Source organism: Pseudoalteromonas sp. SR41-1 (genome assembly GCF_014164015.1).
GTDB lineage: Bacteria > Pseudomonadota > Gammaproteobacteria > Enterobacterales > Alteromonadaceae > Pseudoalteromonas > Pseudoalteromonas distincta.
The window spans coordinates 149,768-164,649 of the sequence record NZ_JACJEK010000007.1; the positions used below are offsets into that span (position 1 = coordinate 149,768).

12 protein-coding genes and 10 tRNA genes are annotated in these 14,882 nt (G+C 40.3%); 4 read left to right on the forward strand and 18 right to left on the reverse strand.

The annotated features are described in order from the left end of the window. Nucleotides 1-2 precede the first annotated feature (2 nt). A complete protein-coding gene (locus H5118_RS07990) occupies nt 3-1,061 on the reverse strand; it encodes a PhoH family protein (protein WP_002958543.1) in 1,059 nt (352 codons plus the stop codon). 50 nt (nt 1,062-1,111) lie between these two features. Further along, complete coding sequence (miaB, locus tag H5118_RS07995; protein WP_182748448.1) at nt 1,112-2,560, reverse strand: tRNA (N6-isopentenyl adenosine(37)-C2)-methylthiotransferase MiaB; 1,449 nt, start codon at nt 2,558-2,560, stop codon at nt 1,112-1,114. Between the two features lie 256 nt (nt 2,561-2,816). On the opposite strand from miaB, the gene H5118_RS08000 reads away from it, so the two are divergent. Both H5118_RS08000 and H5118_RS08005 read left to right on the forward strand, forming a co-directional pair. Beyond that, nucleotides 2,817-3,986, forward strand: a complete 1,170-nt coding sequence (locus tag H5118_RS08000) for an FAD-dependent monooxygenase (protein ID WP_259397927.1) — start codon at nt 2,817-2,819, stop codon at nt 3,984-3,986. 154 nt (nt 3,987-4,140) lie between these two features. Then, nucleotides 4,141-5,724 (forward strand): bifunctional diguanylate cyclase/phosphodiesterase, encoded by a 1,584-nt coding sequence (locus H5118_RS08005; RefSeq protein WP_002958546.1) that lies wholly within the window; start codon nt 4,141-4,143, stop codon nt 5,722-5,724. Between the two features lie 41 nt (nt 5,725-5,765). Here H5118_RS08005 and H5118_RS08010 read toward each other — a convergent pair. From H5118_RS08010 to lolB, 16 genes are all read right to left on the reverse strand, one after another. Then, a tRNA-Gln gene (locus H5118_RS08010) sits at nt 5,766-5,840 on the reverse strand. A 40-nt stretch (nt 5,841-5,880) separates the two neighbouring features. Beyond that, nucleotides 5,881-5,965: transfer RNA gene (locus H5118_RS08015), tRNA-Leu, on the reverse strand. Nucleotides 5,966-6,036: 71 nt separating this feature from the next. Next, nucleotides 6,037-6,111: transfer RNA gene (locus H5118_RS08020), tRNA-Gln, on the reverse strand. Between the two features lie 39 nt (nt 6,112-6,150). Continuing rightward, a tRNA-Leu gene (locus H5118_RS08025) sits at nt 6,151-6,235 on the reverse strand. A 71-nt stretch (nt 6,236-6,306) separates the two neighbouring features. Next, nucleotides 6,307-6,381, reverse strand: a tRNA-Gln gene (locus H5118_RS08030). A gap of 40 nt (nt 6,382-6,421) precedes the next feature. Continuing rightward, nucleotides 6,422-6,506: transfer RNA gene (locus H5118_RS08035), tRNA-Leu, on the reverse strand. Between the two features lie 89 nt (nt 6,507-6,595). After that, nucleotides 6,596-6,672 (reverse strand) — tRNA-Met (locus tag H5118_RS08040). Nucleotides 6,673-6,677: 5 nt separating this feature from the next. Beyond that, nucleotides 6,678-6,752, reverse strand: a tRNA-Gln gene (locus tag H5118_RS08045). Between the two features lie 39 nt (nt 6,753-6,791). Then, nucleotides 6,792-6,876 (reverse strand) — tRNA-Leu (locus tag H5118_RS08050). Between the two features lie 46 nt (nt 6,877-6,922). Further along, nucleotides 6,923-6,999, reverse strand: a tRNA-Met gene (locus tag H5118_RS08055). A gap of 454 nt (nt 7,000-7,453) precedes the next feature. After that, a complete protein-coding gene (gene ychF / locus H5118_RS08060) occupies nt 7,454-8,545 on the reverse strand; it encodes a redox-regulated ATPase YchF (protein ID WP_002958547.1) in 1,092 nt (363 codons plus the stop codon). A gap of 53 nt (nt 8,546-8,598) precedes the next feature. Beyond that, the gene (gene pth / locus H5118_RS08065; RefSeq protein WP_002958548.1) at nt 8,599-9,183 is read right to left on the reverse strand and encodes an aminoacyl-tRNA hydrolase; all 585 of its coding nucleotides are present in this window, start codon (nt 9,181-9,183) and stop codon (nt 8,599-8,601) included. A 19-nt stretch (nt 9,184-9,202) separates the two neighbouring features. Beyond that, complete coding sequence (locus H5118_RS08070; protein WP_002958549.1) at nt 9,203-9,814, reverse strand: 50S ribosomal protein L25/general stress protein Ctc; 612 nt, start codon at nt 9,812-9,814, stop codon at nt 9,203-9,205. A 149-nt stretch (nt 9,815-9,963) separates the two neighbouring features. Then, a complete protein-coding gene (locus tag H5118_RS08075) occupies nt 9,964-10,911 on the reverse strand; it encodes a ribose-phosphate pyrophosphokinase (RefSeq protein WP_002958550.1) in 948 nt (315 codons plus the stop codon). 88 nt (nt 10,912-10,999) lie between these two features. After that, nucleotides 11,000-11,857, reverse strand: coding sequence for a 4-(cytidine 5'-diphospho)-2-C-methyl-D-erythritol kinase (gene ispE / locus H5118_RS08080; protein WP_154903382.1), 858 nt, complete (start codon nt 11,855-11,857; stop codon nt 11,000-11,002). A gap of 2 nt (nt 11,858-11,859) precedes the next feature. Then, on the reverse strand, nt 11,860-12,447 hold the full coding sequence (lolB, locus tag H5118_RS08085; protein WP_182748449.1) for a lipoprotein insertase outer membrane protein LolB: 588 nt from the start codon (nt 12,445-12,447) through the stop codon (nt 11,860-11,862). 83 nt (nt 12,448-12,530) lie between these two features. On the opposite strand from lolB, the gene hemA reads away from it, so the two are divergent. After that, nucleotides 12,531-13,787: a glutamyl-tRNA reductase gene (gene hemA / locus H5118_RS08090; protein ID WP_024594740.1), complete on the forward strand. Its 1,257-nt coding sequence runs from the start codon at nt 12,531-12,533 to the stop codon at nt 13,785-13,787. A gap of 7 nt (nt 13,788-13,794) precedes the next feature. Beyond that, entirely contained in the window at nt 13,795-14,880 is a 1,086-nt protein-coding gene (gene prfA, locus H5118_RS08095; RefSeq protein ID WP_002958554.1) for a peptide chain release factor 1, read from the forward strand. Nucleotides 14,881-14,882: the final 2 nt, after the last annotated feature.

The window sequence follows — 14,882 nt, forward strand, 5'->3', positions numbered from 1 at the left end:
TATTACTCTTTAGTAGTAGGCTGTTGAAGAGCAGCGAGTGCGTCTTTTGCATTTTGCTTTTCAATGCGCTTAAGTCGCTCGCTTTCGTCGTTACGCTCGTAGGCTTCAACTATGCGTGCTACAACAGGGTGACGTACTACGTCGTGGGCTTTGAAGTAGTTAAAGCTAATTTCGTTTACGCCATCAAGTACTTCAATTGCATGGCGAAGGCCTGAGCGTGTGCCACGAGGTAAATCGACCTGTGTAATATCGCCTGTAATCACCGCTTTTGAGTTAAACCCTATACGGGTTAAAAACATTTTCATTTGCTCGGCGGTGGTATTTTGGCTTTCATCTAAAATAATAAATGCATCGTTTAAAGTACGTCCGCGCATGTAAGCAAGCGGTGCGACTTCGATGATATTTTTTTCGATGAGCTTTTCTACTTTTTCAAAACCTAGCATTTCAAAAAGCGCATCGTAAAGAGGGCGCAGGTATGGGTCTATTTTTTGACTTAAATCGCCAGGTAAAAAGCCAAGCTTTTCGCCAGCTTCTACAGCAGGGCGCGTTAGTAATATACGGCGTATTTCTTGGCGCTCAAGAGCGTCGACGGCGGCTGCAACTGCAAGGTAAGTTTTACCAGTACCTGCAGGGCCAATACCAAAGGTAATGTCGTGGTTTAAAATATTAGCCACATAAACACCTTGGTTGTCGTTACGTGGTTTAATAACACCACGGCGGGTTTTAATAACCATTTCTTTGCCATAAGCGCTGCTGGATGCATCTTGCTCTAAGGCTTTTGATTCGGTAATAGCTAAATGAACGGCGTCGGGTTCTATTTCGCCTAAAACACCACGAACAGGCTGAGTATCAACATAAAGGTTTTTTAAGATTTCTACAGCGCCGGCGCAGTTGTGTAGTTTACCGGTTACTTTAAAAAAGTTGTCACGGTGAATTATTTCAACAGCCAGGTGGCGTTCAATTTGTTTGATGTTTTCGTCAAACGGGCCACATAAAGAAGAAAGGCGTTTGTTATCGGCAGGTTCTAAATAAATCTCTAATGTTTTTAACTGATTACTCAAAATTGCTTCCTATAGTACTGCGCCAGCGTTAACTGGCGCTAATTGTGTGACTAAGGAACGAAAGTAGCTACGCCAATTTCGTTAACAGTGTCTGGTTTTGGCTCTGCAGTTGCAGCTTTAGTTAAAATAGCTGAAGGAGCGACTTCACGTCGTAAGTTCATTTCTGATTCTGTACGAATTAAGTCACCACGTAAAGAGTTAGGTAGTGCTTCGGTAATACGTACATCAACAAACTGTCCGATCACAGTGTGCGGGCCAACAAAGTTTACTACACGGTTGTTTTCTGTACGGCCACGTAATTCCATAGGGTTCTTCTTAGAAGGACCTTCAACAAGTATACGTTGCTCTGTATCGAACATTTGACGACTAATTTGCTGCGCCATTTGTGTAATACGGTTTTGTAGTAAGTATAAGCGCTCTTTTTTCTCTTGCTCTGTTACGTCATCCGGCAAATCTGCCGCTGGCGTACCTGGGCGTGCGCTGTAAATAAAGCTAAAGCTCATATCAAAACCTATGTCGCTAATAAGCTTCATGGTTGCTTCAAAGTCTTCTTTGCTTTCGCCTGGGAAACCAATAATGAAATCTGACGACATACTTAAGTTAGGACGAATTTTACGTAACTTACGAATTGTCGATTTGTATTCAATTGCCGTATGGCCACGTTTCATTAGGTTTAATATACGGTCTGAACCACTTTGTACTGGTAAATGTAAGTGATCTACAAGCTCTGGTACATCGGCGTAAACGTCGATTATATCTGGGGTAAATTCTACCGGGTGCGATGTGGTGAAACGAATACGGTCAATACCATCAATAGCTGCAATAAGACGAATTAAATCAGAGAAGTAACAAATTTCGCCATCGTGCGTATCGCCGCGGTATGCATTTACGTTTTGACCTAAAAGATTTACTTCTCGTACGCCTTGCTCTGCAAGTTGTGCAACTTCAAGTAGTACGTCATCTACTGGGCGACTAACTTCTTCACCGCGGGTATAAGGTACAACACAAAAAGTACAGTACTTAGAACAGCCTTCCATAATTGATACGAAAGCAGATGGGCCATCTGCTTTTGGCTCTGGCAGGCGGTCAAATTTTTCAATCTCTGGGAATGAAATATCAACAACCGATGAGCCTTTGTCGCCTTGCACTTGTTTAATCATTTCTGGTAAACGGTGTAGCGTTTGCGGACCAAAAATAACATCTACAAATGGTGCACGTTGGCGAATAGAGTCACCTTCTTGTGAGGCAACACAACCACCTACACCAATGATTAAATCTGGCTTGTCGTCTTTTAATAACTTCCAGCGACCTAATTGGTGAAATACTTTCTCTTGTGCTTTTTCACGAATTGAACAGGTGTTAAGTAAGATTACGTCGGCATCTGTTGCATCTTCAGTTAGCTGGTAGCCGTTGGTGGCATCTAAAAGTTCAGCCATTTTCTGAGAGTCGTATTCGTTCATCTGACAACCCCAGGTTTTAATATGCAGCTTTTTGCTCATTGAAATATAGCCTCGTGTTCAATTCGATAGTGGCACAAAAATGTGCTTGAAACAGGATTAAGGAGCAAGCATGCTCACTTAAAGGAGGCGTATTTTAGCTGGATACCCGTCCAGATCCAAGTATAGTTTTCATGTTTGTGATCTCAAATCAATACGAGGCGAGTTTAATCAGCGGTTAGGGATATCCTCTGGTATAAAACAAATTAATTTTGATACAATCAAAACAGACTCAAGTAATAATAAAATGATGAAAAACATGACTAAAAATAATGTGATAGTAGTTGGTGGTGGCATGGTTGGCGCGGCTATGGCGATAAAGCTTGCTCAACAGGGCTTTGGCGTACGCATAATCGAAAAACACCTAATAGACCCATCACAGATTCTTAGTAGTGATAAGGTTGATATTAGAGTGTCGGCTATTAATCGTTTTTCAGAAAATTTACTTGATGAATTAGGAGCAATGCCGCTTTTAAGACAAAACCGCATAGCGCCTTATCAGCAATTAGAGGCATTTGAGCGCGGTGGTGATAATTTATTGTTTGACTGCGCCGATATAAACACCACGCATTTAGGCCACTTAATTGAAAATAGTTTAATTCAAGCAAGTTTATGGCAGCAATTTGATCACTATAAAATTGAGGTTATTGAGCAAGCCACGCCTATTACTAAAATAGAGCAAACGGATGATTTAATTACGCTTGTGTATGGAGCTCAAACCTATACCGCTGATTTAGTGATTGCAGCCGATGGCGGACAATCGCAGCTGCGTGCTAAAGCTAATATAGGAATTACCGGCTGGCAGTATCAGCAGCATTGCATGGGGGTATTAATTAAACTCGATGCGCCGCAACAAATAAAAACATGGCAGCAGTTTACGCCAAGTGGGCCACTCGCATTTTTGCCAATGCATGCACCATACGCTAATTTAATTTGGTACGATGATGCAAATACACTGCAAGCATTTAAAGGGCTAAACCCAGCTGAGCTAAAAATGCACATACTTAATAAATTTCCTGAACTTGCTGGAGACTTTGAAGTACAAACTCATGCAATATTTCCGCTTACTCGCCAACATGCTAACAACTATTCACAAGGGCGCTTGGTTTTAGTCGGTGACGCTGCACATACAATAAATCCGCTTGCAGGGCAGGGTGTAAATTTAGGTTTTCAGGATGTAGTGGCACTTGCTGAAGTTTTAGACAATGCAGGGGATATAGGGCGCCCGTTAACGCTTAAAGAATATGAGCGAGCTCGCCGTAAGGCTAATTTATTAATGATGAGCATGATGGATGCCTGTTACTTTGGCTTTTCTAACCAAGTTGCGCCACTTAAATGGGCACGTAGCCAGTTTTTAAAAATGGCTAATAATACAGGCCCTATAAAAAACTGGGTTTTAAAATACGCAATTAGCGGTGATTTAGGCTAAATTTAAAGTAGAGATTAAAAAGGCTCATTTATGAGCCTTTTTTTATGTCTGTTTTTAAGTGGACAAATAGTGACCCAGTTATATTAAATAAAATTTTAATTTGACTAGGGTTATATCACTAAACCGCAATTTAATAATTTTAAAGAGCCTATGTGTGGATAATTTTTTTTCAGTAATAATTATTTTAGGTGCGCTACTGCTAGTTGCTAGCTTAAAAACAACCTTTAAAGTTTGTAAAAAAACATCGCAAAGAGCGTGGAGTGTACTGTTATGCGCTATTGTCTGTTTTATTTTAGGGTATTGGTGGATACTTTATTACTTTTCAAATTACGATACGGCACCAATAATAAGAAATGCAGTTGCCACAATATTATTTGGTGGTGCAGGGTTTGTTTTCTTAGTTGTCAAACTGAGTTTGAAAAGCATCCTTAAAATAGAGCAAGCAACGCAGTATCAAAAATATCAAACTGAGCACGATAACTTAACAACCTTACCCAACCGCAATAACTTTTTTAAATCCTTGAGTAAACAAGTCGATTACCCTTCTTCATTTGCATTATTTTATATTGATTTAAATAATTTTAAACAAATTAATGATGCGTTTGGTCATCAATGTGGTGATCAACTACTGGCTGCTTTTGCTAATAAGTTAAGCAAAGAACTATGTGGCATTGCTAAGTTATATCGAATCGGGGGGGATGAGTTTGCGTTTTTACTGAATACCGATACTGATGAAAGCATGGCTCACTGTGTAAATATTATAAACTCAGCCGTTAAAGCTCCGTTTTGTACACATGAGCAAATGGTTAAAATACAATTAAGTATAGGCGTAAGCCGTTTCCCAGATGATAGCCGATTACCCGACCAGTTACTAAAAAAAGCCAACTTGGCACTGCATGAAGCAAAAAAGACATTTCAACCTTTAGTAAATTACTCATCTGAAATAGGTAAACGAGCTGAGGACTTTTTTGATTTATCAGTCAAAATTAAAGCCGCGTTACACAAAGGTGAGTTCGAGCTTTATTTACAACCAATAATGAACTCCAAAGATATTCAATTGCATGGCCTAGAAGCGCTGATCCGATGGCCGCAAGCTGATGGTAGCTTTATTAGTCCTGAAAAGTTTATAAGTGTAGCTGAGCGTACAGGGCTTATTTTTGTTTTATCGAAATGGGTTGTACAAGAAGCAGTTAACCATATTAGAAAACTTAAACTCTTTGGGTTTACCGGTACTATTCATGTCAACTTATCAACGAAAGATATTGAAAGCAGCGAGTTTTATGAATTTATAATTAGCTTACTTACTACTGACCCGACTTTAAGTGATTCACTAATATTTGAAATTACAGAAGGGGCAATGATGACAAACATACCCGCAGCAAGAAAAATGATGCAGCAGTTAAGTATGCGTGGATTTAAATTTAGTGTTGATGATTTTGGTACGGGGTTTTCGTCACTGTCGTTATTAAGGGAGTTGCCCATAAACCAGATAAAAATAGATCAATCGTTTATCAAAGACATGCTCATTAATCCGCCTGATTACGCTATTGTAGAATCTACGTTGTTTTTGGCGAGCCGATTAAATTGCGATGTAGTAGCTGAAGGAATAGAAACCAAAGAAGTAGAGCAAGCGCTATTGAGTATGAACTGTGATTATTTACAAGGGTATTTATATAGCAAACCAATAAATATAGACGAATTTATAAATGTATATTTAAGTACAGAAAAAGTAAGCTGAATTTAATGAATATTGAGAAGTTTTAGAGGAGGAAGTCAAATTGGCTGGGATACCAGGATTTGAACCTGGGAATGCCAGGATCAAAACCTGGTGCCTTACCGCTTGGCGATATCCCAACTATAAATTTGATATTAATTTTAGTTCTTAATAAGAACATGGTGCGGAAGGAGAGACTTGAACTCTCACATCCTAAGATACTGGAACCTAAATCCAGCGCGTCTACCAATTCCGCCACTCCCGCATCACTAATGTGCTCATTTAACCTCTAAGCTAGAGTCATTCTTTTATTCAACTTTCCTTGGTAGAAGAAGTTGGCTGGGATACCAGGATTTGAACCTGGGAATGCCAGGATCAAAACCTGGTGCCTTACCGCTTGGCGATATCCCAACAAAGAATTCTTTTATAATTTTAGTTCTTATCAGAACATGGTGCGGAAGGAGAGACTTGAACTCTCACATCCTAAGATACTGGAACCTAAATCCAGCGCGTCTACCAATTCCGCCACTCCCGCATCACTAATTTGCTCATTTAAACTCTAAGCAAGAGGTATTCTTTTATCCAACTTTCCTTGGTAGAAGAAGTTGGCTGGGATACCAGGATTTGAACCTGGGAATGCCAGGATCAAAACCTGGTGCCTTACCGCTTGGCGATATCCCAACAAAGAATTAATTGATATTTTTAGTTCGTATCAAGAACATGGTGCGGAAAGAGAGACTTGAACTCTCACAACCGAAGTTACTGGAACCTAAATCCAGCGCGTCTACCAATTCCGCCACTCCCGCATCGTTTGTGTTATAAAACACAGGTAGTTATTTTAGACTCTTCATTGAGTGCAATTTAACTCTTGCAGAGCCACTTCTAAAAAAAGAAGTGGTGGCTAAGACGGGATTTGAACCTGTGACCCCATCATTATGAGTGATGTGCTCTAACCAGCTGAGCTACTTAGCCATTGTTGGCTGGGATACCAGGATTTGAACCTGGGAATGCCAGGATCAAAACCTGGTGCCTTACCGCTTGGCGATATCCCAACAATAACAATTGATAGTTTTAATTCTTATCAAGAATTATGGTGCGGAAGGAGAGACTTGAACTCTCACATCCTAAGATACTGGAACCTAAATCCAGCGCGTCTACCAATTCCGCCACTCCCGCACACAAGGTAGTTATTTTAAACTCTTCATTGAGCAACAAAAAAATATGGTGGCTAAGACGGGATTTGAACCTGTGACCCCATCATTATGAGTGATGTGCTCTAACCAGCTGAGCTACTTAGCCATCTTTTTTTGTTAGCACTTCATCGCTGAGTGCGGGGCGTATTATGCTGATATGACCCAAATTCGTCAACACCTTTTTTGCAAAAAAACACTTAACTGTGTTTGTTTGCAGGAAAATTAAGCTAAGCGGCTAAATTTTAATAAAAATGATGATTTTTTGAGTGCAATTCACATACAAAATTTGTCGCTAAATAAAAAAAGCAAAAACCAATAGTTTGAAGCTGTTTGATTATTCAACAAATTATTACGCTCTGGTTAAATCTTAACATTAATTTGTTTAAGAGGTACTTATTATTGAGGTTTGATCTTCTGCGCAGTGTGTTTTTTAAATTAAACGTAGGCATTTAGGTTGGGGCTATATCAATGTTATAAGTTTATAACGTTGGAGGTACAAAAAAGGCTCGTAAAAACGAGCCTTTAAAATTATTACCAATACTAATTTGGTTTCATTTGACTTATACGTTGAACAAGAAGTTCATTACATCGCCGTCTTTAACAATGTACTCTTTACCTTCTTGACGCATCTTACCTGCTTCTTTTGCGCCGCTTTCACCTTTAAAGGCAACAAAGTCGTCAAAAGCAATCGTTTGCGCACGAATAAAGCCACGCTCGAAGTCGGTATGGATTTTACCCGCTGCTTGTGGCGCTGTTGCACCTACAGGGATTGTCCATGCACGCACTTCTTTAACACCCGCAGTGAAATAAGTTTGTAATTGTAGTAATTCATAACCACCACGAATAACAAGATTAAGACCGGGCTCTTCTAAGCCAAGATCAGCCATAAACTCAAGCTTGTCTTCGTCATCTAATTCTGAAAGCTCAGATTCGATAGCAGCACATACAGGAACAACAATCGCATCTTCTGCTGCAGCAATAGCGCGTACACGGTCAAGGTATGGATTATTTTCAAAACCATCTTCAGCAACGTTTGCAATATACATAGTTGGTTTAATAGTTAAGAAGTTGATAGAGCTGATTGCTGCTTTTTCTTCTTTAGTTAATGCTAAAGCGCGTAAAGTTAAGCCTTCATCAAGATGCACTTTTACTTTTTCAAGTACGGCATTTTGCTCTTTGGCGTCTTTATCACCACCTTTTGCTTTTTTTGCGTTACGGAAAAGGGCTTTTTCAGCGCTATCCATATCAGCAAGTACTAACTCAGTGTTGATTACGTCAATATCGTCAGCAGGGTCAATAGTGCCTGCTACGTGTATGATGTTTTCATCTTCAAAACAGCGAACTACGTGGCCAATTGCATCGGTTTCACGAATGTTAGCTAAAAACTGGTTACCAAGGCCTTCACCTTTAGATGCGCCCTTTACCAAGCCAGCAATGTCTACAAATTCCATACTAGTGGTAAGAACTCGTTGAGGATTAACAATTTTAGCAAGTTCGTCTAGACGAGGATCTGGCACAGGTACCACACCTGTATTAGGCTCAATGGTACAAAAAGGAAAGTTAGCGGCTTCAATACCCGCTTTAGTTAGTGCATTGAAAAGCGTTGATTTACCTACGTTAGGCAAGCCAACGATGCCACATTTAAAACCCATAGTAAGATACCTTGTTTAGAATTCGTTTAAACGGTGTACTTGGACCCAAGTTACTAGGGTTTAAACGAATGTAGTCTGTTTTGTGCTTTTAACACACCATCTTTTGCAAGTATTTCCATGCAACGAACTGCTTCATCAACAGCAGCATCCATTTTTTCTTGGTCTTCTTTGGCCGCTTTTCCAAGCACCCAACCAGTTACCATTTCACGATGCCCCGGATGACCTACACCAATGCGCAAGCGCATAAAGTCTTTTTGATTTGCCATTTTTGCAATAATGTCTTTTAAACCATTATGACCGCCATGCCCGCCACCTTTTTTTAATTTGGCAACGCCTGGGTCTAAATCCAATTCGTCATGGGCAACTAAAATGTCCTCGACAGGGATTTTGAAAAAATTAGCTAAACTACTGACCGCTTTACCACTTAAATTCATGTAAGTAGTGGGGATCAATAATTTGAATTCTTGGCCTTGAATGATCACTTTGCCTGTAAGGCCGTGATATTTAGGATCGTGTTTTAGAGTGCAGTTATAGCGTGCAGCGATTTGCTCGATGAACCAAGCACCTGCATTGTGGCGTGTGTTTGCGTATTCGGGGCCTGGATTAGCCAGGCCCACAAGCATTTGAATAGAATTCAAGGTTGCGAGACCTTAAATATTATTCTGCTGCTGCAGCGTCGTCTTCAACTGGAGCTGCTTTGTTTGCTTTGATAGTCAGGATAGACTGATCATGGCCTTCGCCTTTAGCTAAATCTACAGAGCTAACGCCTTTAGGGAAAGTTAGGTCAGAGATATGAACTGAATCGCCAACAACAAACTTAGAAACATCTACTTCAATGAATTCTGGAAGTGCTTTTGGAAGACACGTAATTTCAACTTCAGTTAACTGGTGAACAACAGTTGCGCCAGCTTTAGTTACAATCTCTTCACCGATGAAGTGTAGAGGAACTTTAGTTTGAAATTTATGAGTAGCATCTACACGTTGGAAATCAAGGTGAGTAAGCTTAGGCTTGAATGGGTGACGTTGGATATCTTTTAAGATTACTTCAACAGCTTCGCCATCAACGTTAAGCGTAAGGATATGCGTGTAGAAACCTTCGTCTTCTTGAGCTTTGATCATATCTTTATGAGCAAAAGTAAGAGATAAAGCTTCTTTATCAGCTCCGTAAAGGATTGCAGGAACTTTGTCTTCGCGACGTAGGCGGCGGCTCGCACCAGTACCAGTTTCTACGCGAAGTTCAGCGTTATACGTATAAGTTTTGTTAGACATGATGTCTCCAGTTATTTAAATGTGTAGGGCCTTTGCGACCAAGGTCCCTAGCCAAAAGGCGCGCTATCATACCACCACGCCCAGATAAAATAAACATCGCTTACAAAAAAAGCGCCAAAAGGCGCTTTTATATTCAGGAATGTTTAATTTTAGTGTTCAAACATCGCTGAGATAGATTCTTCGTTACTAATACGACGAATAGTCTCTGCTAACATGTCAGCAAGCGTAAGTACCTTAACTTTATCAAGGGCTTTAAGCTCATCAGATAGCGGAATTGAGTCAGTTACAATTACTTCATCAATCATTGAGTCACGTAAGTTTTCGGCTGCTTTACCTGAAAGGATAGGGTGCGTTGCGTATGCAAATACACGCTTAGCGCCATGTTCTTTAAGTGCTTCTGCGGCTTTACACAATGTACCACCGGTATCAATCATATCATCTACGATAATACAATCACGACCTTCAACGTCACCAATAATGTGCATTACTTGAGAAACATTTGCTTGAGGGCGACGTTTATCAATGATTGCTAAATCGGTATCGTTTAGTAGTTTTGCAATTGCACGAGCACGTACAACACCACCGATATCTGGAGATACAACAACGACGTCTTCAAAGTCGCGTTCTTTCATATCTTCAAGTAATACAGGGCTGCCAAATACGTTATCTACAGGTACATCAAAGAAGCCTTGGATTTGTTCAGCGTGTAAATCAACCGTAAGAACACGGTCAACACCAACACTTGATAAGAAATCTGCAACAACTTTAGCGGTAATTGGAACACGAGCAGAACGTACACGACGGTCTTGGCGCGCATAACCAAAATAAGGAATGACGGCAGTAATACGACCTGCAGATGCACGACGTAGAGCATCAACCATAACGATAAGTTCCATCAGGTTATCGTTTGTAGGGGCACAGGTTGATTGCAAGATAAAAACGTCCGAGCCACGAACATTTTCATTTATTTGAACACTGATCTCACCGTCGCTAAAACGGCCAACAACAGCATCGCCTAATTCAATATATAAACGTTTTGCAACTTTTTGAGCTAACTCAGGTGTTGCGTTACCAGCGAAGAGCTTCATGTCAGGCACGGTAGGGTTCCTCAGGCACTGAATATTTGGACTAACGGGCAATGATAAATTTCACTGCGGGTTAACTTATGATTACTTGTACGTTACTTCATTGATCGAATATGGCGGTTAACTCCGTATGAGCAGGTGAGACATTTGCGCTTGAAGCCACAAAACCCTGCCAAGTATGGGGGAGATTTTCAAGTACATCTTGTGCTTGAACTTGGCTAGCAAATTCGACAAAACAACATGAACCTGTTCCGGTCATCTTCGACGGTGCGTATTTTAGCAACCACTGGAGGGTTTTTTCAACCTCGGGGCAAAGCTTTTTAACTAAAGGCTCACAATCGTTGGTCAAAGTATGGTGTTTCCAGTCGCCTATTATTTTTGGTGTGTCGCGTTTTAAATCTGGATGTGTAAATATTTTTGCGGTACTTACATGTTGGTTAGGGTGTACAACGCAGTACCATTTTTGTTCAAGTGTTACGTGGTGTAGTTTTTCACCAATACCGTGCGCTATGGCGCTTTGACCTTGTATGAACACTGGAACATCTGCCCCTAACTTGAGCCCCAATTGTGCTAGTGTTTCTAAATTTAGTGCCAATTTCCATAACTTATTTAGGGCTAATAAAGTACTCGCTGCGTCAGATGAACCTCCTCCAACACCGCCCCCCATCGGCAAGCGCTTAATTAAATTTATTTTTACACCCAAAGAGGTTTTACAGTGTGTTTGTAATAATAAAGCCGCTTTATAGATGAGATTATCATTTAGAGGGATGTCTTTAGTATCACCACCGACAGAAATACTCCCATCTGTTGTTAACTCAAAATGCAGCTCATCGCCAAAATTTAAAAAAGTAAATAAGGTTTCAAGTTCATGATAACCATCTTCTCGGCGAGCATTAATATGTAAAAATAAATTGAGTTTTGCCGGAGCAATAAGTGAAAAAGAGGTTTTGTTATTCATACTTATTTAAACTGCCAATCGTATAGTTGAATTTTAATTTTTATTTGTTGGTGCTTTAACGTCAGTTTAGTAGGTAACCAGTAACCTGCGTTTTGTACATAGGCGCCATAATCTATTTGCCATTTTTTGCCTGTATTATCAAACCATAATACTTGCTTTGCACGCCCAAGCTCATCAACAATTAAACTTTCATCGTCAATAGTGCCTTTAAGCCAGTTATCGGCATTATCAACCGGTAGTGTAAAACCCGTTAATCGTTTTAAAAGCTCTGCAGCGTTAGTATCAAAGTATTGTTCACCGTCAAACTTTAATTCAGCACCGTTAGCTGTTTGTTTAAGCGACAAAATACGAGTACCAATAAAAGTAGTCAGTATTAAATTATTGGAATTTGTTGTTTGCTGCCAATTTAAGTTTGCAGATTGACGCTCTTCTGGGCTAATAAATGCAAGTTTACCTTCTACTTGCCAAGTTTTTTGAGCAGCTAAACGTGGTTTCCAATCATCATAAAGTGTTGTTTTTGTATCAATTTGATGAGCACAGCCACCTAAAAACAAAAAAAACATGAATAAAATCAAATATTGTCGAATCAAATGTTGTTCCTTACTTTCCATATTCCGCTGATTTTTGGTAAAATTACCGCCTTTGAAGTAGGGCTCAGCAATATTTGGCAAATATGACCATAATAGCACTAGGTATAAATCACAAAACCGCATCCGTAGAATTACGTGAAAAAGTGGCTTTTTCGCCTGAGCAAATTTCAGAGGCGTTGCAACAATTAAGTGGCCATGCCGACTTTAATGAAGCGGTTATTGTGTCTACCTGCAATCGAACCGAGATCTATTGTAGCCTCGCTCAGCAAAATTCCCAAACACTGTTGAGCTGGCTTGCCAGTTTCCATGGTTTGGATGAACATGAACTGAGCAAAAACACTTATTGCTACGAAGATAACGATGCTATTAATCACTTAATGCGCGTGGCGTGTGGGTTGGATTCTTTGGTGTTGGGCGAACCGCAAATTTTGGGGCAAATAAAACAATCGTTTTTTAGTGCTAAAAACCACGATGCTGTAGGTGTTACGTTTGATAGGTTGTTTCAAAAAACATTTTCAGTGGCGAAACAAGTTAGAACTGAAACCGATATTGGCGCAAGTGCTGTATCGGTAGCGTTTGCTGCAGTTAACTTGGCAAAGCATATTTATGGCAAGCTTGATAAGACCAATGTGTTATTAATTGGCGCAGGTGAAACCATTGAATTGGTTGCTAAACATTTATACCAAAATGAGCCTCAAAATATCACTGTTGCAAATAGAACTATTGAGCGAGCTCGTAACTTAGCTGATGAAGTGTCGGCAGATGTGATTGCTTTGGCGCAATTGCCTGAGCGTTTGCATAAAGCCGATATAGTGATTAGTTCTACAGCCAGCACTTTGCCTATTATTGGTAAAGGGGTGGTTGAGCAGGCGCTAAAGCAGCGACGTCACAAACCTATGCTATTTATAGATATAGCGGTTCCGCGTGATATAGAAAGCCAAGTTGGGGAGCTAGATGCTGCCTATTTATATTCCGTTGATGACTTACAAACCATTGTAAGCGAGAATATGGCAGCGCGCGAGCAAGCTGCACAGCAAGCGCAAATAATTATTACTGAACGCACCAAAGAATTTGCAATGTGGATGCGTTCACTCGATTCGGTAGATTTAATCCGCCATTATCGAAACGATGTACAAACAATTAAGTCTGAGCTTGTAGAGCGTGCTGTTAGTCAGCTCAATACAGGTAAAGATGCAGAAAAAATTATATTAGAGCTCGCCAATAAATTAACCAATCGCTTAATGCACGCGCCTACCCGTGCAATACAAGATGCAGCGAAAAAAGGTGAAGTGGCGCAGCTAAACCAGTTGAAAAAAATGTTAGGTATTGATCAGGAATAACCGTTAAATGAAAGAGTCTGTTTATAATAAATTAGAAACCTTAGTAGAGCGTTATGAAGAAGTACAAGCGCTGCTAAGCGACCCGTCGGTCATTAGTGATCAAAACCGTTTTCGTGCGCTTTCAAAAGAGTATTCTGAGCTTGAAGAGATTGTAAAAACGTTTTTAAACTATAAAGAAACGCAAGACGATTTAGCCAGTGCAGAAGAAATGCTTAAAGATTCTGACCCTGAAATGCGTGAAATGGCGCAAGAAGAATATAAAGAAGCAAAAGCACAAATACTAGTGATTGAAGATCAAATTCAAGTATTAATGTTGCCAAAAGATCCGCGAGATAACAACAACGTGTTTGTTGAAGTACGTGCAGGGACGGGCGGCGATGAAGCTGCTATTTTTGCTGGTGACTTATTTCGTATGTACAGCCGCTACGCAGAAAATAAAAAATGGAAAGTAGAAGTTGTAAGCACCAATGAAGGTGAGCATGGCGGTTACAAAGAAGTTATTGCAAATATCAGTGGCGAAGGCGTTTACGGTCAATTAAAGTTTGAATCAGGTGTACACCGCGTACAACGTGTGCCAGAGACTGAATCACAAGGTCGTGTTCATACCTCAGCGTGTACTGTTGCGGTTATGGCAGAAGTACCAGAAGCTGAAGCGATACAAATTAATACAGCAGATTTAAAAGTTGATACATTTCGTGCATCAGGCGCAGGTGGTCAGCACGTAAATAAAACTGATTCTGCTATTCGACTTACACATATACCTACCGGTGTTGTGGTTGAGTGTCAGGATCAGCGTTCGCAGCATAAAAACCGTGCTAAAGCGATGTCGGTACTTGCAGCACGTTTGCAACAGGCTGAAGATGAAAAACGCCATGCGGCAGAAGCCTCTGAACGTCGTGACTTGGTAGGTAGTGGCGATCGTTCTGAGCGTATTCGTACTTATAACTACCCGCAAGGTCGTATTACCGATCACCGTATTAACTTAACACTTTATCGTTTAAACGAAGTGGTAGCCGGTGATTTAAGTGCGATTATTGACCCATTAATGCAAGAGCATCAAGCTGACTTACTTGCGGCCATGGGCGACGAGTAATT

Excerpts from the sequence above, each read along its gene's own strand:
- miaB (WP_182748448.1), bottom strand. The coding sequence starts at position 2,560 with ATGAGCAAAAAGCTGCATATTAAAACCTGGGGTTGTCAGATGAACGAA.
- H5118_RS08000 (WP_259397927.1), top strand. The coding sequence starts at position 2,817 with ATGACTAAAAATAATGTGATAGTAGTTGGTGGTGGCATGGTTGGCGCG.
- ychF (WP_002958547.1), bottom strand. The coding sequence starts at position 8,545 with ATGGGTTTTAAATGTGGCATCGTTGGCTTGCCTAACGTAGGTAAATCA.
- H5118_RS08070 (WP_002958549.1), bottom strand. The coding sequence starts at position 9,814 with ATGTCTAACAAAACTTATACGTATAACGCTGAACTTCGCGTAGAAACT.
- ispE (WP_154903382.1), bottom strand. The coding sequence starts at position 11,857 with ATGAATAACAAAACCTCTTTTTCACTTATTGCTCCGGCAAAACTCAAT.
- hemA (WP_024594740.1), top strand. The coding sequence starts at position 12,531 with ATGACCATAATAGCACTAGGTATAAATCACAAAACCGCATCCGTAGAA.
- prfA (WP_002958554.1), top strand. The coding sequence starts at position 13,795 with ATGAAAGAGTCTGTTTATAATAAATTAGAAACCTTAGTAGAGCGTTAT.